Annotated in this window: 25 protein-coding genes and 1 tRNA gene; 16 read left to right on the plus strand and 10 right to left on the minus strand. The window is 48.2% G+C overall.

Going from position 1 to position 23,264, the window contains the following annotated elements:
• The first annotated feature begins 9 nt into the window (after nucleotides 1-9).
• From VFS25_RS05110 to VFS25_RS05170, 13 genes are all read left to right on the plus strand, one after another.
• The gene (locus VFS25_RS05110) at nucleotides 10-417 is read left to right on the plus strand and encodes a hypothetical protein (RefSeq protein WP_326461045.1); all 408 of its coding nucleotides are present in this window, start codon (nucleotides 10-12) and stop codon (nucleotides 415-417) included.
• Nucleotides 410-1,813 (plus strand): AMP-binding protein, encoded by a 1,404-nt coding sequence (locus tag VFS25_RS05115; RefSeq protein WP_326461046.1) that lies wholly within the window; start codon nucleotides 410-412, stop codon nucleotides 1,811-1,813. The genes VFS25_RS05110 and VFS25_RS05115 overlap by 8 nt, the downstream gene beginning before the upstream one ends.
• Nucleotides 1,810-2,418, plus strand: coding sequence for a hypothetical protein (locus VFS25_RS05120; RefSeq protein ID WP_326461047.1), 609 nt, complete (start codon nucleotides 1,810-1,812; stop codon nucleotides 2,416-2,418). The genes VFS25_RS05115 and VFS25_RS05120 overlap by 4 nt, the downstream gene beginning before the upstream one ends.
• Complete coding sequence (locus tag VFS25_RS05125) at nucleotides 2,415-2,870, plus strand: 3-hydroxyacyl-ACP dehydratase FabZ family protein (protein ID WP_326461048.1); 456 nt, start codon at nucleotides 2,415-2,417, stop codon at nucleotides 2,868-2,870. Before VFS25_RS05120 ends, VFS25_RS05125 begins: the two co-directional genes overlap by 4 nt.
• Entirely contained in the window at nucleotides 2,867-4,042 is a 1,176-nt protein-coding gene (locus VFS25_RS05130; RefSeq protein WP_326461049.1) for a beta-ketoacyl synthase N-terminal-like domain-containing protein, read from the plus strand. The genes VFS25_RS05125 and VFS25_RS05130 overlap by 4 nt, the downstream gene beginning before the upstream one ends.
• Before the next feature lie 10 nt (nucleotides 4,043-4,052).
• Nucleotides 4,053-4,802 (plus strand): SDR family NAD(P)-dependent oxidoreductase, encoded by a 750-nt coding sequence (locus tag VFS25_RS05135; protein ID WP_326461050.1) that lies wholly within the window; start codon nucleotides 4,053-4,055, stop codon nucleotides 4,800-4,802.
• Between the two features lie 39 nt (nucleotides 4,803-4,841).
• Entirely contained in the window at nucleotides 4,842-6,053 is a 1,212-nt protein-coding gene (locus VFS25_RS05140) for a beta-ketoacyl-[acyl-carrier-protein] synthase family protein (RefSeq protein WP_326461051.1), read from the plus strand.
• A gap of 14 nt (nucleotides 6,054-6,067) precedes the next feature.
• A complete protein-coding gene (locus VFS25_RS05145) occupies nucleotides 6,068-6,343 on the plus strand; it encodes a hypothetical protein (RefSeq protein ID WP_326461052.1) in 276 nt (91 codons plus the stop codon).
• 38 nt (nucleotides 6,344-6,381) lie between these two features.
• On the plus strand, nucleotides 6,382-6,504 hold the full coding sequence (locus VFS25_RS05150) for a hypothetical protein (protein WP_326461053.1): 123 nt from the start codon (nucleotides 6,382-6,384) through the stop codon (nucleotides 6,502-6,504).
• A 521-nt stretch (nucleotides 6,505-7,025) separates the two neighbouring features.
• Entirely contained in the window at nucleotides 7,026-8,246 is a 1,221-nt protein-coding gene (locus VFS25_RS05155) for a M50 family metallopeptidase (RefSeq protein ID WP_326461054.1), read from the plus strand.
• On the plus strand, nucleotides 8,231-9,013 hold the full coding sequence (locus VFS25_RS05160) for an alpha/beta fold hydrolase (RefSeq protein ID WP_326461055.1): 783 nt from the start codon (nucleotides 8,231-8,233) through the stop codon (nucleotides 9,011-9,013). Before VFS25_RS05155 ends, VFS25_RS05160 begins: the two co-directional genes overlap by 16 nt.
• Nucleotides 8,979-10,115 (plus strand): hypothetical protein, encoded by a 1,137-nt coding sequence (locus VFS25_RS05165; protein WP_326461056.1) that lies wholly within the window; start codon nucleotides 8,979-8,981, stop codon nucleotides 10,113-10,115. The genes VFS25_RS05160 and VFS25_RS05165 overlap by 35 nt, the downstream gene beginning before the upstream one ends.
• A 40-nt stretch (nucleotides 10,116-10,155) precedes the next feature.
• Nucleotides 10,156-10,575 carry a DUF2141 domain-containing protein gene (locus VFS25_RS05170; RefSeq protein WP_326461057.1) on the plus strand — a complete coding sequence of 140 codons (420 nt, stop codon included), beginning with the start codon at nucleotides 10,156-10,158 and terminating at the stop codon, nucleotides 10,573-10,575.
• Here VFS25_RS05170 and VFS25_RS05175 read toward each other — a convergent pair.
• Nucleotides 10,559-11,224, minus strand: a complete 666-nt coding sequence (locus VFS25_RS05175; RefSeq protein ID WP_326461058.1) for an alpha/beta family hydrolase — start codon at nucleotides 11,222-11,224, stop codon at nucleotides 10,559-10,561. The two genes, VFS25_RS05170 and VFS25_RS05175, sit on opposite strands and share 17 nt — an antisense overlap.
• Nucleotides 11,225-11,299: 75 nt before the next feature.
• Here VFS25_RS05175 and VFS25_RS05180 point away from each other — a divergent pair, with 75 nt between their 5' ends.
• Complete coding sequence (locus tag VFS25_RS05180; protein WP_326461059.1) at nucleotides 11,300-12,250, plus strand: AraC family transcriptional regulator; 951 nt, start codon at nucleotides 11,300-11,302, stop codon at nucleotides 12,248-12,250.
• A gap of 62 nt (nucleotides 12,251-12,312) precedes the next feature.
• A complete protein-coding gene (locus VFS25_RS05185) occupies nucleotides 12,313-12,951 on the plus strand; it encodes a hypothetical protein (RefSeq protein ID WP_326461060.1) in 639 nt (212 codons plus the stop codon).
• Between the two features lie 40 nt (nucleotides 12,952-12,991).
• Here the strand turns inward: VFS25_RS05185 and VFS25_RS05190 are convergent, their stop codons facing one another.
• Genes VFS25_RS05190 through VFS25_RS05200 form a run of 3 tightly spaced genes read right to left on the minus strand, consistent with a single transcriptional unit; the run spans nucleotide 12,992 to nucleotide 16,633 of the window.
• Nucleotides 12,992-14,554 carry an FAD-dependent monooxygenase gene (locus VFS25_RS05190; protein WP_326461061.1) on the minus strand — a complete coding sequence of 521 codons (1,563 nt, stop codon included), beginning with the start codon at nucleotides 14,552-14,554 and terminating at the stop codon, nucleotides 12,992-12,994.
• A gap of 40 nt (nucleotides 14,555-14,594) precedes the next feature.
• Entirely contained in the window at nucleotides 14,595-15,410 is an 816-nt protein-coding gene (locus tag VFS25_RS05195) for a helix-turn-helix domain-containing protein (protein ID WP_326461062.1), read from the minus strand.
• 26 nt (nucleotides 15,411-15,436) lie between these two features.
• Nucleotides 15,437-16,633 (minus strand): hypothetical protein, encoded by a 1,197-nt coding sequence (locus VFS25_RS05200; RefSeq protein WP_326461063.1) that lies wholly within the window; start codon nucleotides 16,631-16,633, stop codon nucleotides 15,437-15,439.
• A gap of 228 nt (nucleotides 16,634-16,861) precedes the next feature.
• Here VFS25_RS05200 and VFS25_RS05205 point away from each other — a divergent pair, with 228 nt between their 5' ends.
• On the plus strand, nucleotides 16,862-18,022 hold the full coding sequence (locus tag VFS25_RS05205; RefSeq protein WP_326461064.1) for a hypothetical protein: 1,161 nt from the start codon (nucleotides 16,862-16,864) through the stop codon (nucleotides 18,020-18,022).
• Nucleotides 18,023-18,127: 105 nt separating this feature from the next.
• On the opposite strand, the gene VFS25_RS05210 is transcribed toward VFS25_RS05205, so the two are convergent.
• The 6 genes from VFS25_RS05210 to paaN form a co-directional block, all read right to left on the minus strand.
• A complete protein-coding gene (locus VFS25_RS05210; protein ID WP_326461065.1) occupies nucleotides 18,128-18,355 on the minus strand; it encodes a DUF433 domain-containing protein in 228 nt (75 codons plus the stop codon).
• Between the two features lie 117 nt (nucleotides 18,356-18,472).
• Nucleotides 18,473-18,544, minus strand: a tRNA-Arg gene (locus VFS25_RS05215).
• A 231-nt stretch (nucleotides 18,545-18,775) separates the two neighbouring features.
• A complete protein-coding gene (locus VFS25_RS05220) occupies nucleotides 18,776-20,560 on the minus strand; it encodes a long-chain fatty acid--CoA ligase (RefSeq protein ID WP_326461066.1) in 1,785 nt (594 codons plus the stop codon).
• Nucleotides 20,561-20,584: 24 nt separating this feature from the next.
• Complete coding sequence (locus tag VFS25_RS05225) at nucleotides 20,585-20,875, minus strand: 2TM domain-containing protein (protein WP_326461067.1); 291 nt, start codon at nucleotides 20,873-20,875, stop codon at nucleotides 20,585-20,587.
• Between the two features lie 73 nt (nucleotides 20,876-20,948).
• Complete coding sequence (locus VFS25_RS05230; RefSeq protein ID WP_326461068.1) at nucleotides 20,949-21,602, minus strand: YceI family protein; 654 nt, start codon at nucleotides 21,600-21,602, stop codon at nucleotides 20,949-20,951.
• Nucleotides 21,603-21,624: 22 nt separating this feature from the next.
• A partial coding sequence (gene paaN, locus VFS25_RS05235) for a phenylacetic acid degradation protein PaaN (RefSeq protein WP_326461069.1) occupies nucleotides 21,625-23,264 on the minus strand: 1,640 nt, incomplete at its 5' end.

The raw sequence follows: 23,264 nt of genomic DNA on the forward strand, positions 1-23,264 counted from the left end.
AATATAATCATGGAAATTAAAAATTACAGCACGGTATCTAACTCCTTCTATAAAGTGGTGCATGCCGAAGCAACAATAGAAGAGCTGATCAGCGCCATAAAAGCCGCGGATTTATCTGTGCCGGAAAAATATGCGTACCAGGCTTTTTGTTACGCCATGATGGCAAAGGAAGCTACCGGGTTGTTGCAAAAAGGAAAATACATCCAGCAGTACGGCGAGTTTATCGGTAAATCCATTGTGATTAAAAGTGACTGCTATGAAGCAAGGCTGATGCGCTTTATTGTGGAAAAGAGGCTGACGGAAGTGGAGTTTGTAAGCCATAAGCAGGTAGACATGGAGTTTCTGGCGGCCAATGTGAGTTCAATAAAAGATGATTGTTTAAAGCACATCACCTTAAAAGCCCTGGCAAATGTATAAGGAAGCATTTTTTAGCCCGTTTAAGGAACACCAGCACTCGGTTATTGTTGATGCTACCCAGTCAAAGAACTATACCTACAGAGAAGTGTACGACCAGGTTTCCGGTATTGCCGCCGATATTGAAAAGTTGCGGATTGCAAGGCATACCATCATTGTAATATACGGGTACAAGAATGCGTTCAAATCGCTGCAGTTGTTCTTTTCCTGTTTGAAATGTGATCTTATTCCCTTTATCGTGGAAGCAGGTAACCTGTCTAAAATTACAGATCTGAAGTTCAGCGGAATATTCTCGGAAGCGCCCCTTGCAGACAGCCTGGTTGAAAAAGCAGACGTGCAGGTTATACAGGACGCTTACCTGTACTACAATATACACGACGATGTTTATGTAGGAGATGAAAACGATCTGCTGATCGTTTCGAGTTCAGGAACAACTGCCGGCACGCCTAAGAAAATATTGCTGGGTAAAAAGCAAACCATTGCCAACATACAATCAAACCGGGAGGCACTGGCTATCACGAAGGAGGATGCGACTTTGATACTATTGCCGGTGTCGTACTCTTATGGCCTTATTGCACAGTTTTTAACGCATTTCTTTACAGGCGCCAGGATAGTATTGGGTGAAAGATTATTGGGAGTGTTGCAGCTGCCGCAGCTTTTCCAGCGGCACCAGGTAACAAATGTTTTTATGACGCCGTTGCTGGCCCGGCTGATACTGTACTACTACCAGAAAATACCGAAAATAAAAAATAACCTGCGGTTTATAACACTGGGCGGCGACAAACCGCACCCGCCCACTTTTCAAAAAACATTCAAGCTTTTCAATTGCCCCATATACAGTACTTACGGGTTGGCGGAGGCCGGGCCCAGGGTGGCTACCAATAAGTATGCAGAGGCGCCTTTGCCTGGCAGGGAGTTGTGTATAGGAAGTGTAAATCCCGGCATTACAATTAAGCTGGCTGCAAGCGAAAAATACCAGGAAAAATACAGCGATACGCCCATTGGCTATTTGCAGATAAGCAGCCCCTCTATATACTTGGGGTACATAAAAGGCAATGAGCTGCATAAACCCCCGTCCGATACAGTGCTCACTACAAAGGACATTTGTATAAAAAAAGAGAACCGGGTTTTTGTGCTGGGCAGGGAAGGCGATTTCATAGAATACAAAGACAGGATCATCTGGTTTAACAGCCTGTCGGATGAATTGTACCACGCCCCGGAAATTTTAAAAGTGAGCATCCGGAAAGATAAAGACGATAAGCTGGAGATAGGCATATTCCACAGGAATAAGATCACTGTTCCGGATATACAGCAGGTGCTGAAAGATAAATACGATCTGCATGAAGGCGATAATTATTACCTGAAGCTGATAGAGTTCAATAATACCTATTATAAATGAACCCTCTTGTTTTCATAGCTGAAGTAATGCCGGAAGCCGGCAAAGACAAAATAAACGCGCTGCGCGGTTATTTCAGCGATGAAATAGTGAACAGGCTGGATAAGTCGCCCGGGCCGGGGCACCGGTTAAAACGGGTTACTTCCAGGATGATGCTTGTACGGATATTCAATGAGCTGGGACTGGAAACATCCAGGCTAAAGGGCCTGCATTACAACCCGCATGGGAAACTGGTAACAGACACAGGCAAGCCGCATATATCTATCTCCTATAGCACCAACATAGTGGCCTGCGTGGTAAGCAGCAGTAAAGTAGGTATAGATGTGGAGGACACCTGTTACCAGCCTGCCGCCAGGAGCGTGGATTTGCTTGAAAAGCTGACAAAAAGGAAGATAAAGGATCAACTGGATTTTTTTTCGCTGTGGACACAAATAGAATCCATCGCCAAGCTGTACGACGACAAAGGTCTTGCAAAGATTTTTTACGGCGGTTTGCTATCGGAAAAACATTACACCAGGCAGTTTCTTTTTAAAAATAAATACATGGTATCTATCGCATCTGCAACACGTTTGAATGCAACAGGCCAGGTAAAAACCTTGATGATATGACAACCACAGATTTCGATACATTAAAACCCGCGGCATTACTGCCCCACAAAGCGCCAATGCTGTTGGTAGACCGGGTGCTGCACACAGATTTTAAAGACAGCATTACAACGGAAACAGTAATACGTGAAGATCTCGTTTTTCTGAAAGGGCATTTTCCGGATTACCCGCTGTTGCCCGGGGTATGCATTCTTGAAGCAATGTTCCAGGCCTCCGGCATCCTGACCAGGGTGGCCTCCCTGGACGAGGCAGCGCCGCAGGAGCGAAAGCGGATCGGCAAGGCGGTAAAGGTAAAATCGGCGGTTTTTTACAAAGAAGTGCTGCCGGGAAGCAGGTTGGTCATTACATCTGAACGCATCAATAATATATTAAACTTCAGCGAGTATAAAGTAATCGCTACGGTAAATGGTGAAACGGTATGCAAAGCTGAAATAACCTTATCTATTGGTATATGAAAAGCAATACAAAAATACTGGTAACAGGCCTGGGCAGCATATCAGCCCTGGGCTACGGCGCAGCCGCCGCGTGGCGGAAAATGGTAGCAGGTGAAGATGGGATTACGATAAAGGCCGATTGGGAGCATGCGGGTATACACCCCCAGTTTTTTGGAGAAACACCTGCAGTGGAATTTGACAGTGAGGTAAAATGGGACGACCGCTTTCCGCCGCAACAATACTCAAAGCTTGGCATGCTGGCGTGCAAAAAAGCCATCGACGATGCGGGCATTATGCTGGAGGCGTCGGACAATGAAATAGGATTGGTGATAGAAACCAGCCTTGGCGCCACTGCTTCTGTTGAAGATTACCTGTACGACCTGTACCGCCACGGGCTGCAGAAAATAAGCCCGGTAAAGTTTACAAAAACAGTAGCCAATACAGTGCTGGGCGATATTTCAAGAATATTCAAATTAAACGGTCCCAGCTCGCTGATATATAATTCAAACAGCATTACCTATGGTTTTGACCTGATCAGGAAAGGGGTGGCCGAAATAGTGATATGCGGCGGAGTAGACCACTATACTGAGTATAGGATATTGAGCGAGCAGGAAAGCAACCGCCTGGTACGGGTAGCCTGTCATTCCAATGCACGCAGCGCAGCTGCGGGTGAAACAGACAGGCGGCGGAACATCCTGGGAGATGGTGCGGCCTTCATAGTACTGGAAAGCGAAGCAAGCGCCGTGCGAAGAGGCGCCAGGAAGTATGCGGAGCTGGTAGAATACCACAGCTGTTTCGATTACCGGAATATAGAAGATACCACGCAGCGGTCCGCAGATGTTGTTGAAGGCGCTATTGATGCGCTAAGACCAATACTGCAGCCAAAGGAAAAGGTTGCTTACCTGAGCGCCTATACAACCGCCGGCCAAATGGAAAGTAACGAGCGGCATGTATTGAACCGGCTAAGCAGGAGTAATGAAACCTACAGCCTGCAGCATAAAGCATATACCGGCGACATGAAATCTGCCAGCAGCATAATGGGCGCCAGCATTGCAAGCCAGATACTTTATAACAACCAGTTTCCCGTACAGGAGGCTTTCGGGAATAACCCTTCGGATTTCGGGTATGCGCTGGTAAATACCGCGCACGAAGGCGGCGGCAGCTCTCACCTGTTACTCAGAAAAACACTTTAAATCAGCAAATATGAAAAATATTCTTATCACCGGCGGTTCCAAAGGAATTGGAAAGCAACTGGTAAAAGCATTTGTGGAGCGGGGGCACCAGGTCATATTCACCTATCAATATTCGGCGGAAAGCGCCCATAATTTAGTGGCTTCGCTGAACGCAGCAGGTTTCCCGCATGTAACGGCATTTAAATGTGATATGGGTAATGATGAAGAAGTGAAAGCGCTGTTCAGGGAGCAACGGGATATTTTGAAGGAGGTGGATGTGCTCATCAACAACGCCGGTATCAGGGACAGTAAGCTCAATGCCAATCCCAAGCCGTTTATCATGACGCCATCAAAAGAGTGGTGGGAGGTAATGTACAATAATATGAACGGCGTAATCAATACCTGCCGCGCAGTGCTGCCCTCAATGATAAAAAGAAAAAGCGGGAGGATCATTAATGTAACATCATTGGCGGGAATCAAAGGTAACCCGGGACAGTCGGCCTATGCCGCCTCCAAAGCTGCCATCAACTGTTTTTCAAAATCACTGTCAAAAGAAGTAGGCGGTATGGGCATCATTATCAACTGCGTGGCCCCGGGGTTTATAGAAACAGAAATGGTGGAGAACCTGCCTGATAAATATGTGACCGGCAGGGTAGGTAACAGCTTGCTGAAAAGAATGGGTACAACCGACGAGATCTCCAACCTGATCACATACCTGGCGCTGGAATCGCCCGAATTTTTGATCAACCAGGAAATTGTTATAGACGGAGGCATGAACTAGCGTGTTTCCACCCGATCCAAATAAATAAAACATTAACCGATGAAAAAGAGAGTTGTTGTTACTGGTATAGGCGCCATCTCATCATTAGGCAACAATGTAGCCGAAATGACTGACAGCCTTGAAAATGGCAGGATAAAATATGATACCGTTCCCCAGGACCGGTTTCCCACCAGCCATAAGTTGTTTGCCAACAACAGGGGATTTATGATGGATTACAGCTTGTATAAACACTCCTGGGAGAAAGATGTGTCCATTATGAGCGAAGTAGCGGTTAAATGTATCAGCGAAGCCCTGGAAAGCGCTCACCTGTGCGAAGAGCAGCTGCAGCAGCACATGGCAGGGTTATGCCTGGGAACATCCGTAGGGGCCAGCTTTCCCATATTGCAGCGGATAAAGAAGACGGTAGAGAAAAGTGAAGACGATTACGAGCTGGCGCTGTATTCAACGCCGAAAATATTGGGCAAAATAGCCAGGGCGTTTAAGCTCAGGGGATATGTTTCGGCTATTTCCACCGCCTGTGCATCCGGTACAAATTCAATAGGAAGAGCGTTTGACCTGGTTGAAAACGGGAAAGCGGAAATTATGATAAGCGGGGGCATGGATATTTTCACCGAGCTGACTTATACCGGGTTTAATTCCCTGCTCGCCATCTCAAAAACAAAATGCAAACCTTTCAGCAAAACAAGGGATGGCATGTCGCTGGGCGATGCCTGCGCCATCCTGGTACTGGAAAGCCTTGACTCGGCGCTTGCGAGGGGAGCGCACATCTATGCGGAAATAAAGGGCTACCATATATTAAATGAAGCCTACCACGCTACAGCGCCCCACCCCGAAGGCAAGTATGCGCTCAAGTGCATGAAGCAGGCCCTGGCCTATGGCGGCATGAGCGAAGAGGACGTAGACTACATTAATGCGCATGGAACCGGTACCGGTAAAAACGACGGCGCGGAGCTAAAGGCTTGTGAGGCGCTTTTGCAGGAAAAGAAATCCAGGACCTACGTTGGCTCCACCAAATGCCTTACCGGCCATACCCTGGGCGCAGCAGGCAGCATAGAGGCTGTTATCAGCATTCTTAGCATGCGGCACAGCGCATTGTATGCAAACTACGACGCCACGGATCTGCCGGAGTCAGAAAAAATAGAATTTGTCACGAAAAACAAATCCGGCGTCCCGCTAAACACGGTGCTGTCAAACTCCTTCGGGTTCGGCGGAAACATGGCCAGCATTTTATTAACTAAATATAATAACTAAAAAAACTGATAATCATGGAACGCAATTTAATTGAACAAAAAACTAAGGAAATACTGATTAATGTATTAAACCTTAAACAAACTGTTGAAGAATTATCCAATGAGCAGCCGCTCTTCGGCAACGATGAAAACCCGGGACTGTTTGACGACTCCCTGGCTGTTCTGGAAGTTACCTCCGTACTGATGGCTGAATTTGAGCTGGAAGCTTCAGATTTCGGAGAAGAAAGCTTCAAAACCATCGGAACGCTGGCAGGGCGCATTTATGATGTACTGCACCTGGCAGTGGTATAAGCCTCATCACCATTTTTAACTTTTAAAAACAAATTAACATGCAGGAATTAAGCATTGTGCAGCTGGAGGTACGTCTTGAAATGACTGCCGAAACTGCGGACAACTGCGGCTTCACCGGTTGGGGCGTACCCAACCCGCCGGATGGCACCGTTGTAATGTAACAGCAAATCATCATTCTATTCTATTTCTTAACATTTAAAAAACAAATTACCATGAAAGAGTTAAGCATCGTACAGCTGGAAGCCCGCCTGGAAATGGCTGCTGCCGCCGACATCACCATCAACTGCAACTAAGCAGAACCGCTTACGCACGGTAAGCGCATTAAAACAAGCAATTCATTAACCACTTAAAAACAAAATTACCATGAAAGAGTTAAGCATCGTACAGCTGGAAGCTCGCCTGGAAATGGCAGCCGCTACCGACATCACAGTTAACTGCTAATCAAAAGCAGCCTGTAACCGGCGAAAAACACTCGGAATCTATTTATAACAATCTAAAACCGATTACCATGCAAAAGCAAGGCGTCGCACAAACCGGAGCAATAACCGCTTCTGTTGATAATAGGTGTTATAAGTTGTTGGGAAGAGCTGGTGTCAGTGTATGTTCCCCGGGAATTTATGATCACTAATGTTGGGCATTTCGCATAATGCCCAACATTTTCACCCTTTTAACCTGTTATTATATGAATTTGAATAAATTAAAAACAGCTAATTCCTTGCTGAACTATAATTACACACTCTCCTGTGTGTCCGGCAATGAATTTGTTCTTTCTTATGAAGGAAGGTACTATAAGATAGGCGAATTCATGTACCGGATTTTAAGGGAAGGAAAAAAGGCTGCTCACCTGGAGGAGCTGCTGGCCCGCCTTGGTAATGATGCGGAGCTTAGCCTGGCTACCCTTAAAGAAGTTATAGAAACAAAGGTGCTGCCGGTATTCAATGTTGCGGAAGAAAACGGCAAAGACTTTTCCGGCGGCTTCTGGGTAAAAAAGCAGGTCCTCAGCTCGGGGCAATCTGCCACACTGGCTAAGCCCCTGTCTTTCCTGTTTGGAAGATCGTTTTATCCGCTGTTCATTCTCCTGTCGGGCATAAATATAGCGTTGTACTACCAGGTGAACAGCAAGGTTGCGGGCCGGTTTATCCCGCAGGGTTATGAAATGCTTACCTGGATCGGCTCTTACTTTTCCCTCTTCTTCATCATGTTCCTGCATGAGCTAAGCCACGCAGCGGCTGCCATTAAATCGGGCATAAAAGCCAGGAGCATTGGCCTGGGATTTTACACAATCATGCCCGCTATGTATACCGACCTCACAGATATATGGAAACTGCCCAAAGCCGGCAGGGTAAAGGTTAACCTGGCAGGTATTTTTATTCAGCTCATCATCGGCATTGGTATTGCTGCCGCACTGAACATTGTTGCAAACGGTGTTGTTCAAAGCCTTTTATGGAAAATATATTTTTTCAATACCTGCCTGGTTATTATGAACCTGGTGCCGTTTCTGAAGCTCGATGGTTATTGGGTGCTGTCTGACCTGCTGGGAGTACCTAATTTAATACAAACATCCAACAAGCTGCTATTGGATGCAGTTACCAAAAAAGATCCGTTTGAAGAGCGCAAACATGCTGAAATCAGCTTCAAAAAAATTATCCTTATCGTATTTACCATGTTGCGCGTATTGTTTATTGCCGGCGTTACAGTTTCGGCATTCACCTTCATCTATGTATCTATACTCAAAACAGTTACCCTTATTAAGTACATACCGTACCTGAGCTTTAATTTACAAACAGCCCTGGAGTTGCTTAAACGTGCTGCCTCCATTGTTATTATATCACTGTTTACCCGCAAATACAGGAAGCTATTTTCCAGTGTCATTCTAAAAAGAGTAAGATGGTACAGAGCATAAATAAAAGTGCGGCAGAGTGCCTGGTATTTTTTAATCCGCTCAGTTCCGACAGCCGGTTCTGGAAAAGTACCATACCTAAAAGATTATTGAACCGGTTTGAAGTAGTTTTTTATGAATACCCCGGTTATAATAGTCCTTTTATAAAGCTGAACAGCTTTAATGAGCTTGCCCTGTATGTGAACGACCAGGTACTGAACAAGATTGAAAAGCCCGTTCACCTGATCGGGTATAGTTATGGCGGGCTGCTGGTGCAGCATTTATTAAACCTGAAACCTCATAACGTTAAGTCGGCTATTTTGGTAGCCTGTGCCAATAAAATACTGCCAAGGGATAAGGAGATATTGTCTGTGCTGAAAAAGCTGAGTGAAATTGACATGTATTTGTTTTGCCGGGTACTGACGCTGCTTTCACATGGGTATGCGGACATTAACAGGAACCCGCTGCTGGGACTGCAAAAGTTCTCAAACCTGAGGCTGACAATACCAGACAGCATGCCTGTGCTGCAGCAGATCAACCATATTTTACATACATCAACTATTACCATTCAGCAGCAGGCCACCAGCATATTGTTGCTGTACGGGTCAGAAGACCGGATGATTGACACGGACACGCTGAACAGCTTTAACGAACACCTGGAAAACCTGTGCTGTAAAAAGCTGCACGGTGAAGCGCACATGATGAACCCTGTAAAAATGTTCTACCACATTAATCAATTCCTAAAAAAACAGCAATATGAATCCAACAAAGTTACGGCTGGATATATTTGAAGAGAGCAAACAGGAATTAAGAGCGTCTTTTGAGAAAAAATGGCAGACCAACGACCTGCAAACATTCCAGTTTCTTTCAGCCAACCTGGCTAAGTGCTTGCCCTCCCTGCCGGTTGCACAGCACAAAAGCATTTATTTTGATATTATGTCTTACCGGGTATTACAGCATATCGATACGCAGTTCAGCGCCCAATTCAGCGGGATAGATGATTTCAATGAGTTTGATTATGAAACAATAAAAAAGCACCTGCCGGCTTTGTTTGTTTCTTATCACTCAGGATCATACCGGTCTGCAATAGCATTCCTGGTTAAGTATAATATTAATGTAGTGCTGATTGCCGACCCTATTGCATATAAGCACCACCTGGATAAAATGACGGAACAGTTCCTGCTGGTGAAAAACACTTTTAACTCCACCTCAGAGCTGATCATATACCCGGCTGATAAGTCGGACCTTACCATACAAATCATGGACAAGATGCGGAAAGGGTATTCGGTGCTGGCTTATGTAGATGGCAATGCAGGAGCAAACGGGTATTTTAACCGGGATAACAGCCGGAAGATCCCTTTTTTCGGCCAGCAGATTTTCGTAAGAACAGGGCTGGCAACACTTTCTTTTTACCTGAAAGCTCCCATTATTCCTATGCTGTCTTTTTATGACGGGCAGCTGAAACCCAGGTGGAATATATACGACCCGGTTTTTCCGCCAAAAGGAGAAAGAACGCCCGGTGATTATGTTGAAAAAAGTACGCGGTACCTGTATGCAATACTGGAGAAAGCGCTGGAGAAATATTATGTGCAATGGGAAGGCTGGCTTTTCCTGCACCGTTACCTGGATATTGAATCCTTTAGCGGCATAAGTGCGGATGCCGCGGCTCCCGATGCAGCTGCGGTTGTGATCAATGACAATGTGGGGCTTTTTGTTTTTGACGATAAATATTATGCGCTGAATAAGGAGAACTACAAGCTGCTGGAAATAGGCGCCGATGTTTTTGATCTTTTTGATAAAAGAGATATGAATGCCATTATTGAAAGGCCGGCATCGGATATTCATTTATTATACAAAAACGGGTTTTTAAAAAACAGCACCACTGCTGCCTGACCACCATGAATTTTAATTTTTAAATCAACAATCAATACTTATGCAACATACGTACCTGAAAGCATGTTTTACCGCCGCGTTGATGCTGGTAGCCTGCCAGGCCTTTTCACAGCGGAACTGTACCCTGCGGGTGAATGTGAGAAACGTACTGATTAACAAGGGCAATTTTTATATCGCCCTGTATAACAATGAAAAGGGTTTTTTAAAAACTCCCTATTCAAAGATTAAACTGCCCGCCAGCCGCATCAGGAATACTGTGGTGTTTCCCAGGCTGCCGGCAGGTGAGTATGCAGTTACTATTTTCCAGGATTTAAATGATAACAGAACGCTGGATAAGGTAATGTCGGTACCCGTGGAGCCGTATGGCCTCTCCAATAATGTAAGCGCTTATCCTACCTATGCCAATACAAAGTTTGCATTAACAGGCCAGGCGGCAATAACAATTAGTTTGAGGAATTAATTATTTTCTCCACCCATTTGCTGGTTTCATCTACCAGCAATGACATCACATCTTTTTTCCCTGCCTTAAAGGAGTGATCTGCTCCTTCAAGTTTCACCAGGGTGGCTTTTTTCAAGGATGCACATACGGCTTCAATCAGGTCCCAGGTAGCCAGGGTATCTTTGCTGCCTTGCAAAAAAAGCATGGGTATTTTCAGCGCCTTCAAATGGTCGGCGCGTTCAGTAGCAGGCTTGCCTGAAGGATGAAGCGGGAAACCATAGAAAACAATACCATTAACAGCATTATCGGGGTGGGCGGCAAGATACTGTGAGCTCATTCGTCCTCCGAAGGATTTGCCGGAAGCAAACAGCGGCAGTTTGGGATTGAGCGCGCGTGCCTTTTTAATAGCCGCTTCTATTGTTATGTGGGCAATTGCCGGGGAGTCAGGCCTGCCTTTTTTGTTTTCGGCAAAAGGGAAATTAAACCGCAGGGTGGCAATGCCGGCTCCTGAAAGCGCATTGGCCAGTGTTTCCATAAACAAATGATCCATACCCGCACCTGCGCCATGCGCCAGCGTAAAAATGCACTTAGGCTTTTCAGGAGCAATGTACTTCGCTGAAACAGTGCCTGCTGAAGGTGAAACATCCAGTTTGAAAGATTGAGCGCTCATGGTGAGGTAAAGTTAGAAATTGCCGACGGAAATGTATCATTTACCAGGCACAAAACTTCGTCGTACCTTCCTGTAATGATCTTACATGAATTTCCTGATCTTACCTGGCTGAAGCGCCAGATTGCGCAGGGGTTCAGCAACCGGTTGGGATGGGGCAACCTTCCGCTGGATGTTGAAGGTTTTCCCAGTGTTATCATTCATACAAAGGTGAGTGAATGTTTCCGCCCTGATATTAAAGGACCGTTTTCTTTTTTTCTGAATATACGGGGGAGCGCCTTATGCAGCGTAGACCGGCAAACAACCTGCATCAATGAGGACAACTATTTTGTCAGTAACCGCTCTCAATTGTATACCCTGCAGGTAGAAGAAGGTACCGGCGGCGCTGAAACCTTTAACATTCATTTCGGGGAATTTTTCAGCGAATCTGTTCTTAATTCCCTGGTAACTCCAACAGACAGCATACTGGATGCAGGCACTGAAAAACAATTATCTCCTGTTGTATTCTTTAACCAGCTGCACCGCCGGGATGCAACTTTCAATGCCCTGATCCAGGGAATCATAACTTCGTATACGGAAACAGGATTTAGCATGCTGCGGTTCCAGGAGCAGCTCACAGCCCTTTTATCCTATCATTTGCAGCAGCACCGCCACATTGCTGAAATTGTAAATAACCTGCCGCCTGTGAGGAAGGCCACGCGCGTTGAGCTGTACAAACGCCTTTCCCGCGCTATGGACGTACTTCGTTCGGGCTTTTGCGGAGAGATAAGACTGGACCAGCTTGCAGGGGAAGCCTGTCTTTCCAAGTATCATTTTTTGCGGTTGTTCCGCATGGCCCATGGCATGTCGCCTTATCAATATATTCAGCACCTGCGGATTGAAAAAGCCAGGGCCTTACTGGCAGGTTCAAACATATCCATAACAGATCTTGCGGAGCGGCTGGGATTTGAGAACAGCCAGTCTTTCAGCCGCCTCTTTTACCAGCGGACGGGCCTTTATCCCACCCAATACAGGCTCCGGGCAAAATAGCAACTTTGGTTATCGGATGGTACGCCAGACTTCAGAACTTTGTGCTCTCATACGATCCGACTATGTACAAACCTGTTTTTCGCACAACTGCAATCCTGCTCGCTGCCTGGCTCTTATTGCTCGGCATATTGTCAATACGGGGATTTTTTGCCGATTTTTCCAGTTTGCCTCCACGGCTGATCTTCGCCTTGCTGACGCCTTTACCTGTGGTGCTGCTCTTTATGCGGTCCCGGAGGGGCAAGCAGCTGTTGCATCAAATCCAGCCCCAATGGCTGATCTATCTCCAGTCATTTCGCATCCTGGTTGAAGTAGCCATATGGTTGCTTGTACACAATGGATTGCTACCTGTACAAATGAGTTTTGAAGGGCGTAATTTTGATATGCTTACCGGTTTGTTAGCCTTCCCTGTGGGCTACTATTGTTTTGTAAAGAAAACCTGGCCTCCGGTTGCAGCGCTGTTATACAATATTGCCGGTCTTGCGCTGCTATTAAACATCGTTGCTGTTTCCACCTTATCCATGCCTACCCCGCTGCGTGTTTTTCACAACCAACCCGACAGTTCGCTGCTGACAACATTCCCTTTTATTTACCTGCCGGGCCTGTTGGTGCCCTTAGCGTATACGCTTCATATCCTTTCCCTTTTGCAATGGAGGATGCATCGTAGTTTAGCACAACAGGCAAAATCGGCCGGGGCGCATTAACTTTTATAAATATTAGTGCAACAACAGTCTTTCAACTTTTTTAATGCCCCATCACTGCATTACAAACAAACCAGCGGGCGGCCGCCTTTTGCAGTTCGCTGTAATCAGGGTTGTCGCCTGCAGCCCAGGCAATAATCCCATCGGGGCGTATGAGCGCGGCGCTTAAGCCCAGTTGTTCTTTTGCCCGGCCTGAAATATACTTTACCTGGTTGCCATATTCACCTGCCAAAGTTTTAAGTGAAGCATTGCCGTTGAAATCAAGCAGTATTCCCTGGCCACCGTGCATTAACCCGCCAATTCTTGTACCGTCTTCAAACTCGAAGTTAGGAACGCTGTGCCCTGTGAGCGGGTGGCCGCCACCAAGATGGTAGCGGGTGAAAATGCCCCATACTCTTCCTGCAAAATAAGTGGCGCCATCGCGCGTATGCATAAGGTCGCGGATAATTGCATGCAGCGCGCGGGCATGCGGCGTTGGTTTCATAATTGCCACCTGGGCGCGCGACCAATCCAACACCTGTGCGCCAATTGGGTGCCGTTCAGTATAATAGCTGTCTAACAGGCCTTCCGGCGCTTTCTCCCGGACGGTGGCGGCAAGCTTCCAGCCCAGGTTCATAGCATCCCCCAGTCCAAGGTTAAGGCCCTGGCCTCCGAGCGGTGAATGAATATGCGCGGCATCGCCGGCTAAAAGTACCCGCCCGTTACGGTAGGTTGTGGCCTGCCTTGCACGGTCAGTCCAGGTAGTTGCAACATGCAGCGCGCTGATAGTAACATTGGTGTTTGAAATACGGCGTAGTACCTCCTGCACGTGTTCAAGCGTGACAGGTTTTTCTGAATTATGAAATGCCCCGCCGTCAAAATCCTGGATCATCACATAGCCGGGCTGGGATTGAAGGTACATGCCTGTTGCTGTCATGTTCCGGCCTGGTTTGAGCTTTTCGGGGTCGGCAATGTCGGCCTTAATACTGTAGCCGGTAAATTCCGGCTCTGTGCCGGCGAATTCAAAACCACCCATCTTGCGGACAACGCTACGGCTTCCATCGCAACCTACGAGCCATTTACTTTGAAAAGATTGGTCACCTGCCTGCACTGTCACCCCGTTCCCGGTTTGCTGAAAGCCGGTAACCGCATGCCCGCGCATAATTGTTACGCCCAGTGTTGCTGCGCGGCGGGCCAGCACGGTTTCAAGCTCCTTCATTTCAGATATTAAAATGGCGCCAGTGGAGCTTGGCAGGCGATACTTCCACTGTGAAGCGTCAATATCGCCGTCATGAAATGGAATACCGGCAAAGTGTCCTGCCTGGCGGCGTGGGCCGCTTACTGCATTTGAGTGGGGGTTTTTAAGGTGTTTATGCACCTCCAGCTCTTTTAGTAACCCACGGCGGTAAAGCGCCTCAATGGTAGGAGCTGAGAGTCCCCGTATGCCAAAAGGAAGCTGCTTCAATGGTGAGTGCGGATGCGCTGCCTTTTCCAGTATCAGTACTGAACATTTAGCCAGGGCCAGCTCACAGGCAAGGAACAGGCCTACCGGCCCTGCGCCGGAAATAATTACATCGTGAATAGCATGATTTTGTGCGGATTTTGTGCTTCCGGGTATGGTGTTCATATAGAATAATTGAAGCACAAAATTCCGGAATGCGTCTGCGTCAGGCTTGTATAAATGCGACAAAATCGTTGCTTACAACCCGTTTTCCTTTCTTTGCTTTTCGTGCGAATGCCGCCGGCGTAGTGCCGCTGTAGCGTTTGAACTCCCTGCTCAGGTGGGATTGATCGGTATAGCCCAGCTCATGCGCCAGGCCCGCAATATTGGAATCGGGGTTAAGCCATAATTGGTTCCGCACCTGCTCAAAGCGCATGAGGCCCGACACGTCTTTAACAGTATAGCCGGATGATTGCTTGAAGTTCCTTTCCAGGGTACGAACCGTAGCATGCGCCGCTGCTGCTACCTGGCTTACCGGCATGGTGCCGTTTGCTTTTCTCATCGCCACTCCCGCTTTGAACAGCATACTGTCAACAGCAATATGCGACCGCGCGTCCAGGAAATACGCTTTTACCTGCGCCAGCGCCTCCGCTATCCTGCCAGCCTGCATATACTTATCCAATGTGGATTGCAGTTGCGCAATAGGGTGCTCAAATACGCGTACTCCATCTTTCCCTGATGGTAGTCCCAGTAAATCGAATACGGTCCAGGGAAAGCACCTGATGCCAATGATCTCTAAATAATTTTTCGCGTAAAAAAGAACAGGCTGATTGAGCAGCCCTACCATAAACGGCGATGGCAATGGCTGCAGGCTTCCATTGTAAGCAATGCTGCAGGTGCTCCCGAAATGAAAAATAATTTCCGCGTAGCCATCGGGTAGTACTTCAAAACCCGATTGTTGCGCTCCGAAATTTCTTTTGTCGTACCAGAAGCATTTTATGGTATCGCGTAGCGCTTCAGGAGGTTCAAACTCTTGGTGCATTTTGAAAGATAGGATATTTCTGATGTTTATTGCACACTGGCGGTTAAGTGAATTCCATCCGTATCATCCAAACGCGCAATGATGCCCCATCCGTAAAAATAGTTAGCCAGCGCTATCAATATCTCGTTTTTACCTTGTTTCAACGGCAATTTCACAGTGGCATTTTCGATAGTGCACCGTCCCCTTGGGAATTTCTGATTGGGCGACCCGAACTGGTTCTTATCAACATATAGTGTTTGGCCGTTGATGAACATCCATATCTCGTCGCTGAAGCCAAGGTGCAGCAGGCGTTCCTGCGGCCGGTCGGAGTAGATCGTTGTTTTAAGCCAGGCCAGTCGCCGGCCATTGTTCACTACGCGGCCATATCTCCTGGTGAGGTTTACAATGCCCCTGTTTTCTGCCTTTATAGGGCTCCACCTGGTGGTGCTGTCAGGCAATTCATCTTTTGCGGTTGTGGGTCCCATGTAGGGCAATACCGGCACAACCTCTTTTCCATATGCAAAATCTGTTGCCGGACTTACCAGCCAGTTCCGCAGGTAGCGGGGATCGTTATAGGTAGAGATATATCCGGGCGCCGGATCCAGGTTTTCGACCACACCGGGCCGGATCACCAGGTTTGCCATTGTGACCCGTCCGCCAAAGAAAAAGATACCGCCTTCCGTGGTGCCGGCTTCCAGCTCAGGCACTATCATCGCAGGATGTTCCATATCATTTACGTATGCTTTCATCTGCTTTCCTGATACAACGAGTTTTACGTGGTTCCAGCCGGGAATGTTAAGTTTTGCGCCGGCCTGGTATTCATCCGTCAGATCCCAGAGGCTCATACTATCCAACATAGCAGCGTATTGCAATGTGGTCCGGCTTTCTGGTGAGGTGGCGCCAAAATACCGGAGGTAGAAGTTCTCGCCGGTTTTCCTGTCGTCCGACAAACGGAAGCAAATGCCGGGGAAGCCTTCGCCCAGCGCTACGTCGTACTCGATGGTGCCGTTCGAGAATTGCTGTCCCTTCACGAACAGTGGCGCCCCGTTTTTTATATGCACCGCTTCAACACCCCTGTTTGTGATAAACTCAGCGCCGGCCGTGTCATATTCCCAATATTGTGGCTGCATCGGTATCCTGATCTCAGCGGAAACTTTGGACCTGCTTTTCTGCGAAATGGCAGTTAAAGTAAACAGGGAAAGGCTGGCAAGAAGGAGGGAGGCTTTTTTGATTGTTCGTTTCATAATCTTAGTTTTTTAACTTTAGGTATCAACACAGCCAAGTTACACCGGCGGGTAGTTGCAGCGTTGTACAAGCGTGAGCCAAACCCGTGCAAAGCGGTGCAAGGCTTATTCAAATGAAAAATGGATAATAATAGCGGGGAATATTACCTGTCCCGGTGCCTTGAACGGATCGAAGCAGTATTTGGCCGGGGCGCCAGCGATCAATGGGCAACGTACGACTTCGAGAAATTGTCGGACGCCATCTATGATTGCACAGCGGTGCGCCTGAGCGTAACTACCCTCAAACGTATCTGGGGAAAACTAAAATACGACAGCGCGCCAACGATCACCACCCTTAACGCCCTGGCCCAGTTTGCCGGCTATGCTGATTGGAAGGACCTTACCCAAAGGCTGGACCAGCCGGATGAACCGGAGGCAACGGAAGTTATTGCCCCGCCGGGTAAACCTCCCCGGAAATCAAGGCGCCTGGTCCTGGGACTGGCAGGCGCCCTGGCACTTGCGGCTGTGCTTTGCTTTTTCTTTATGTCTGCCGGGGAGAAAGGCCGGCGTTATAATCCTGGCCAATTCGAGTTCAGCGCCAATAAAGTGATCACGGAAGGGGTGCCTAATTCCGTCATATTTAATTATACCGCCCGGGTGAGGCCGGAGTCTTTGTTTATTGTACAAACCTGGGATATGTCGCGCAAGACGTTGGTGGCAAGCAATAAGCATCAGCATTCTGCCATATACTACTACCCCGGTTACTTCAAAGCCAAGCTGGTCGCCGATGGCCAGATCGTGAAAACACATGACCTGTGGATCACCTCCGGCGGGTGGTTATGCCTTCTTGAAAATGAGCCGGCCCCTGTTTACTTCAAAAAAAAGGAATGTCAGCAAAACGGTGTTGTGGAGGTAAATGCGGCCATGCTCGAACGGCACGGTAACTTACCGGCCGGATCGCGGGTCCGTTTCTTCAACCAGCGTGAGATGCCCGGACTGATGAACGACAATTTTACGTTCGAAACCCAGCTGAAGAATGATTTTGACGATGGCTCCAATGCCTGTCATCATACAGAAGTGCTTATCCAGTGCAAAGACGATATTATCTTCATACCGTTGACCGCGAAGCCTTGCGTTGGCGACCTGCTGCTGTATTGCTGCGGGGCAAGGGTGGAGAGTAAGTCCGCCGACCTGTCGGGTTTCGGATGCGACCTGACGCAGTGGACATCGTTGCGGGTGGAGGCGGTTAATAAAACAGTAACGGTTTTTGTGAATAACAGGAAGGCATATACGTTGACTTTTCCGAATAGCCCGACGGAGATTGTGGGCGTGCAGTACCGGTTCAATGGTGCGGCGGCGGTGAAGGAAACGAGGTTCAGAAGCGGAGGGAAGGTGTGGGAGATGGATTAGGGGGGAGTCGTCATACTGTTTGCTGATTCGCTTACAGAAATAACATCAAAACGGCGTCCCGCAATGTTTTGATAATAAAGCTATGGATATTCTCATCCGCCAGTATCATGCAACCGCTATTACCGTTTCATTAGAAATGGCATCCGAAGCATAGGCTAAAGCAGCTTTAATAGAAATTTCAGTAAGATTTGGGTAAGCTTCAGGCAGGTCCTGTATAGAAGCCCCTTCTGACAGCCTTTGCAATATTAGCCCTACAGTAATCCGGGTGCCTTTGATAACAGGCTTACCTGACATAACACTCGCATTTGATTCTATATGCTCTTTGTAGTCCATAAGGTAATTTTTATCAGGGCAACATCTTCAGATCTACAAAATTTTGAGCGGACCGGCGGAAAAGGAGATAGGAGTAAAAAACAAAGGTCTTGCAATCGGCTGGTTTGCAAGACCTTGTAGCCCCGCCAAGAATCGAACTTGGATCTAAAGTTTAGGAAACTTCTATTCTATCCATTGAACTACAGGGCCATTCCCAATATCCCTCCGGCCAGGCCAAAAAGAAAAGGGAGTGCAAAAGTAAGTTTTTTCATCTCAAAATCCAACTGCCGCCGGTAACCGGCTAACCTATCATTTTAGCTGCCGGCAACCGGGCATAAACAACCAGCCTGATCAGCCTAATGTGCCTGAAAATATTGCTTTTATTGCAGGCGGGAAAAGCTTAGCTATCGCCGGCAGCTCCTTATAATGTAGCCACCACCCTCAATTATATATCCCCTCAATCACCGGCCGGTACTTCTCCAGTATCACCTTCCGTTTCAGCTTCAGGGTAGGGGTTAGCTCGCCGCCATCTACTGTCCATTCACGGGGCAGCAGCTCAAACTTTTTCAGCTGCTCCACATGGCTGAAAAACTGGTTGTACTTTTCCAGCGCCTGCTGGTACAGCTCTTTCACCTCCGGGTTGGCTATCAGCGACTCATTAGTGGTAACGGGAATGCCCCGTTTTTCGCACCAGCTTTTGAGGTTGGTGAACGATGGCACAATCAGGGCAGATGTAAATTTCTGATCTTCACCTACTACCATAATCTGTTCTATGTAGGGCGATTCTTTAAACTTGTTCTCAATAGGCTGCGGCGCTACAAACTTGCCGCCGGATGTTTTGAACAGCTCCTTTTTGCGGTCGGTGATCTTCAGGAACTTATTGTTCACAATCACGCCAATATCGCCGGTATGGAACCAGCCGTCTTTAATGGCGTCGGCGGTCATATCCGGGCGCTTATAATAGCCAATGGTAATGTTCGGGCCTTTACACAGTATTTCCCCGTCTTCCGCAATTTTTACGGTTACATTGCTGATAATAGGGCCTACGGTGCCAAACATCCGGTCGTGCTCTTCCACGCGGTTCACGCTGATCACGGGTGAGGTTTCCGTAAGGCCGTAGCCTTCCAGCACCGGGATGCGGCCGGCTGTGAACACTTTCAGCAGGCGTACCTGGCAGGCAGCTGCGCCGCTCACAATGGCCTGTATGTTACCGCCCAGCGCCTCCCGCCATTTTTTGAACACCAGCGCATTGGCAATGGAAAGCTGCAGGTTGTACCACCAACCCTGGTGCTTATTGATCTCATACTGCTTGCCCAGCTCAATAGCCCAGAAGAACAAAGCCCGTTTAATACCTTTCAGCTCCAGGCCTTTGGCCATGATTTTTTCATACACTTTTTCCAGCAGCCGTGGCACCGTGGTGAAAATGGTGGGCTTTACTTCCTTCAGGTTATCGGCAATGGTGTCCATATTTTCTGCATAGTAAATGGGTACCCCTGCTGTAAGATATACGTAGGTAACCATGCGTTCAAAAATATGGTTCAGGGGCAGAAAGCTGAGCGCGCGGGCGCTGCTGTGCACCGGCAGGTAAGGCGTGCAGGCCGTTACATTGCTCATAATGTTCCGGTGGTTCAGCATTACCCCTTTGGGTACGCCCGTTGTGCCGGAAGTATAAATGATAGTCACCAGCTCTTCGGGGTCAATGCCTTGCTTAATGGCCTCAATGGCAGGGTAATCCTCCTGTTTGGCCATGGCCGGCACTTCGGTCCAGTGACGGATGCCGGGTATTTTATTGTAGGAAAATATCTCTTTCAGGGCAGGCAGCTGATCGCGGATGGCGGTTACCTTATCCAGTATTTCCTGGTCGCCCACGAACAGGATGCGCGCACCGGCGTCATTTAATACAAAGGCCAGCTCATGCTGGCTAATGGTGGGATAGATAGGAGTGAGCACAGCGCCTACCTGCTGGCAGGCCAGATCTGTAAATATCCATTCCGGCCGGTTGGCTGAGATGACAGCTATTTTATCCTTGCCTTCCTGGCTGCCATCGCCGCGGCTAATGCCCAGCTGCAGCAGGCCAGAGCTGAATTGCATAGTAAGATCGGCTACTTCCCTGGTACTGTATTTTTTCCATTGCCCGTTTACCTTGCCTGCCAGCATATCCTCCTTGGGATATTTTTCCAGCTGGAAGGCGATTACGTCAAATAATCGGCTCGGTTGGTCCATCATGCTTTAATTTGCTGTTTGCCATTTTCACAGGCCCCGGCTTTCCCGTTCGTTCTGTAATTTTTCATATTCGCGGATAGTATTTCCATAGGGATCGTTATGATATGCCCCAAAATAATGAAAGGCCAGGCCAATGCCCCAGCCAAAGGCAGGCCATACCGGCCAGGGCGTACCGCCGTGGCCAGGACCAATTGTGATAAACCACAGCGCCCATAGGGCAGCATTCACCACCAGGTAAGTGATCAGGTGCGATTTGAATGCAGTTCTTGCTTTGGCAATGCGCCACAGCCGTTCGTCCCTTTGTTGCGTGCTTTCCATGTGAACAGGTTTTAATGATATAGAGGCATATTAAATTTAAATAATTTTATTTGAATTTGATAGCCTATTCCTGTTACCGGGTAGCGGTAATGATGAACTGTATGTTTACCATGGAATTGATAAGTTTATCCTGCAGGGATTTATCTGCCCGGTAGGTCATGCCCCACAAGGTACGGTCCATGTTAAAATTAGCCGTAGCGGTAATTTTATTTTTCAGCAGTACTATTTTAGCCGGAAAGGTAATGTTCTTGGTGATCTGTTTAATGGTAAGGTTACCCTGTATGGTATGCGTGGCGTCTTTCAGCTGCACTTCATGGCCGTCGGGCATAAAAGGCTGCACACTGGTAACGGCAAACGCCGCCTCCGGAAACTCCTTTACATTAAAGAACATAGGGCCTTTCAGCTCAGTTTCCAGCTTATACCTCATAGCGGTATCGGCCCGCAGGTCCAGGTCTTCCAGGGAGGCCACATTAATTATAAACTGGCCGCCTGTTACAGCGCTGTCTTTCACGTAAAGCGTACCGCTTGTTATTTTAAAGCGGCCGGTATGCTGCCCGGTGGGTTTGGTGCCTATCCACTGCACATAGCTTTTGGTGGTGTCTAAATGGTATGGGGTGCCTTCGCCTTCCTGCACAGATTGCGCGTCTGATATTTTGGCCTTATCTGCTTTGGGCGCCTGCTGGCATGCTGCTGCCAGGCACCCCATTATCAGTAAAATGTATCGCATACGTATAATTGTTTGTTCGCCATCAGCCGCCCATTACCTCCCGGTTTCCTACCCATACAAACCTTTTCACAATGAATTCCTGGTTGGTAAAGCTGGCATTGCCTGCCGGGTTGCCGCCGGTAACATGAAAATCTGAAAAGGCGGCATGCTGGTTCACCCATATAAATCCTGTAAAGTTGAAAGATACCGGGGTGAATACGCTGTTCATTTCATCTGCTATCTTTTCCTTCATTACCGGGTCGTTCGTATAGGCGGCGCAGGTAATAGCCCCATGCTGCCGGGCCATTTGTTTGGCCAGCTGTATGGAATGTTCGGTATCTTTTGTTTTAATGATCAGTATTACCGGTCCAAACAGCTCTTTTTCATAAATATCCTGGTCGGCGCTGGTTACTTCCAGTACTGTGGGAGAGCATACCCGGGCCTGGGGAAATTCCTCATTGGCTACGGGGCCGCCCTGCAGCAGCACTTTGCCGCCCAGCGTACCGGCATCCTGCGCACGGCGCAGTGTAACATCATTCTGTACAGCACCCAGCGTGCCAGCGCCCATTTTAGGATTATTTACCAGGCCGGCAATGGCGTCTTTTATCAGCTGTGCGGTTTCGTTAAAGCTCAGCTGACCATCCGGCGTGGTGATGCCCTGCTCGGGTATAAAAAAGTTTTGCGGGGCAGTACACATTTGCCCGGAATACAGGCTTACGGCAAAAGCCAGGTTTTGCACCACGGCATTTATATCCTGTACGCTGTCCAGTATCACTGAGTTAACGCCGGCCTTTTCAGTGAACACGGTTTTGTGCTTCAGCGATTCCACATACTCGCCAAAGGCAGTGCCGCCGGTATAATCAATGAGCGTAATACGCGGATCTTCACACAACGCTTTGGTAATGGGCTGCTCGCTGCTGTCGGCCGCCAGCTGGCACAGGTGCGGATCAAAGCCGTTTTCCTGCAGCACTTTTTGTATGGCGCCAATAACAATGGCAATGGGCAGCACTGCCCGGGGATGTGGTTTCACGATCACCGGGTTACCGGTAACCAGGTCTGCGTATATACCTGGCAGTGAGTTCCATACCGGGAAGGTAGAACATCCAATTACCAGGCCAATGCCTTTGGGAACTGCCTTAAAAGTTTTCTGCAGCTGCAGGCTGGTTTTGCCCATGGGCTTTTCCCATACCTGTGTGGCCGGAAAACGTTGCAGCTCCTCATATCCCATGGCTATGGCTTCCAGCGCACGGTCACCGGCATGCGGGCCGGATGCCTGAAAGCTCATCATATAGCTTTGACCGGTGGTATGCATGGTGGCATAGGCAATTTCAAAAAAATGATCCCGGATCTTTTCCAGTGTTTCCACCAGCACGTTTGCCCGGTTGGTAACCGGCGTGCTGGCCCATTGTTTGGCAGCAGCGGCTGCATTGCTGATCAGCTCATCAACAGTAAAGGAGGGATAGGTGATGCCGAGCTTTTCCTGCGTGTAGGGAGATACTTCTTCGCCTACACGGCTGCCGGCGCCGGTTTGCAGCAGGCGGTCAAAAGGTTGCTGCAGCATGGCCTTATAGCTGGCTGCGCCCCGGGCAGGCGCTTCCTCTCCATAAGCTTTGGGATGCTCGGGGTACTGCGAATAAAAACGCCGTTCGCGGTTAGCTTTTACCGCGTTGTCGATTGTGTTTT

This window comes from Chitinophaga sp., assembly GCF_035761305.1.
Classification (GTDB): Bacteria; Bacteroidota; Bacteroidia; order Chitinophagales; family Chitinophagaceae; genus Chitinophaga.

Coding starts and splice junctions, on each gene's coding strand:
- VFS25_RS05110 (WP_326461045.1), top strand. CDS start 10: ATGGAAATTAAAAATTACAGCACGGTATCTAACTCCTTCTATAAAGTG.
- VFS25_RS05115 (WP_326461046.1), top strand. CDS start 410: ATGTATAAGGAAGCATTTTTTAGCCCGTTTAAGGAACACCAGCACTCG.
- VFS25_RS05120 (WP_326461047.1), top strand. CDS start 1,810: ATGAACCCTCTTGTTTTCATAGCTGAAGTAATGCCGGAAGCCGGCAAA.
- VFS25_RS05125 (WP_326461048.1), top strand. CDS start 2,415: ATGACAACCACAGATTTCGATACATTAAAACCCGCGGCATTACTGCCC.
- VFS25_RS05130 (WP_326461049.1), top strand. CDS start 2,867: ATGAAAAGCAATACAAAAATACTGGTAACAGGCCTGGGCAGCATATCA.
- VFS25_RS05135 (WP_326461050.1), top strand. CDS start 4,053: ATGAAAAATATTCTTATCACCGGCGGTTCCAAAGGAATTGGAAAGCAA.
- VFS25_RS05140 (WP_326461051.1), top strand. CDS start 4,842: ATGAAAAAGAGAGTTGTTGTTACTGGTATAGGCGCCATCTCATCATTA.
- VFS25_RS05145 (WP_326461052.1), top strand. CDS start 6,068: ATGGAACGCAATTTAATTGAACAAAAAACTAAGGAAATACTGATTAAT.
- VFS25_RS05150 (WP_326461053.1), top strand. CDS start 6,382: ATGCAGGAATTAAGCATTGTGCAGCTGGAGGTACGTCTTGAAATGACT.
- VFS25_RS05155 (WP_326461054.1), top strand. CDS start 7,026: ATGAATTTGAATAAATTAAAAACAGCTAATTCCTTGCTGAACTATAAT.
- VFS25_RS05160 (WP_326461055.1), top strand. CDS start 8,231: ATGGTACAGAGCATAAATAAAAGTGCGGCAGAGTGCCTGGTATTTTTT.
- VFS25_RS05165 (WP_326461056.1), top strand. CDS start 8,979: ATGAATCCAACAAAGTTACGGCTGGATATATTTGAAGAGAGCAAACAG.
- VFS25_RS05170 (WP_326461057.1), top strand. CDS start 10,156: ATGCAACATACGTACCTGAAAGCATGTTTTACCGCCGCGTTGATGCTG.
- VFS25_RS05175 (WP_326461058.1), bottom strand. CDS start 11,224: ATGAGCGCTCAATCTTTCAAACTGGATGTTTCACCTTCAGCAGGCACT.
- VFS25_RS05180 (WP_326461059.1), top strand. CDS start 11,300: ATGATCTTACATGAATTTCCTGATCTTACCTGGCTGAAGCGCCAGATT.
- VFS25_RS05185 (WP_326461060.1), top strand. CDS start 12,313: ATGTACAAACCTGTTTTTCGCACAACTGCAATCCTGCTCGCTGCCTGG.
- VFS25_RS05190 (WP_326461061.1), bottom strand. CDS start 14,554: ATGAACACCATACCCGGAAGCACAAAATCCGCACAAAATCATGCTATT.
- VFS25_RS05195 (WP_326461062.1), bottom strand. CDS start 15,410: ATGCACCAAGAGTTTGAACCTCCTGAAGCGCTACGCGATACCATAAAA.
- VFS25_RS05200 (WP_326461063.1), bottom strand. CDS start 16,633: ATGAAACGAACAATCAAAAAAGCCTCCCTCCTTCTTGCCAGCCTTTCC.
- VFS25_RS05210 (WP_326461065.1), bottom strand. CDS start 18,355: ATGGACTACAAAGAGCATATAGAATCAAATGCGAGTGTTATGTCAGGT.
- VFS25_RS05220 (WP_326461066.1), bottom strand. CDS start 20,560: ATGATGGACCAACCGAGCCGATTATTTGACGTAATCGCCTTCCAGCTG.
- VFS25_RS05225 (WP_326461067.1), bottom strand. CDS start 20,875: ATGGAAAGCACGCAACAAAGGGACGAACGGCTGTGGCGCATTGCCAAA.
- VFS25_RS05230 (WP_326461068.1), bottom strand. CDS start 21,602: ATGCGATACATTTTACTGATAATGGGGTGCCTGGCAGCAGCATGCCAG.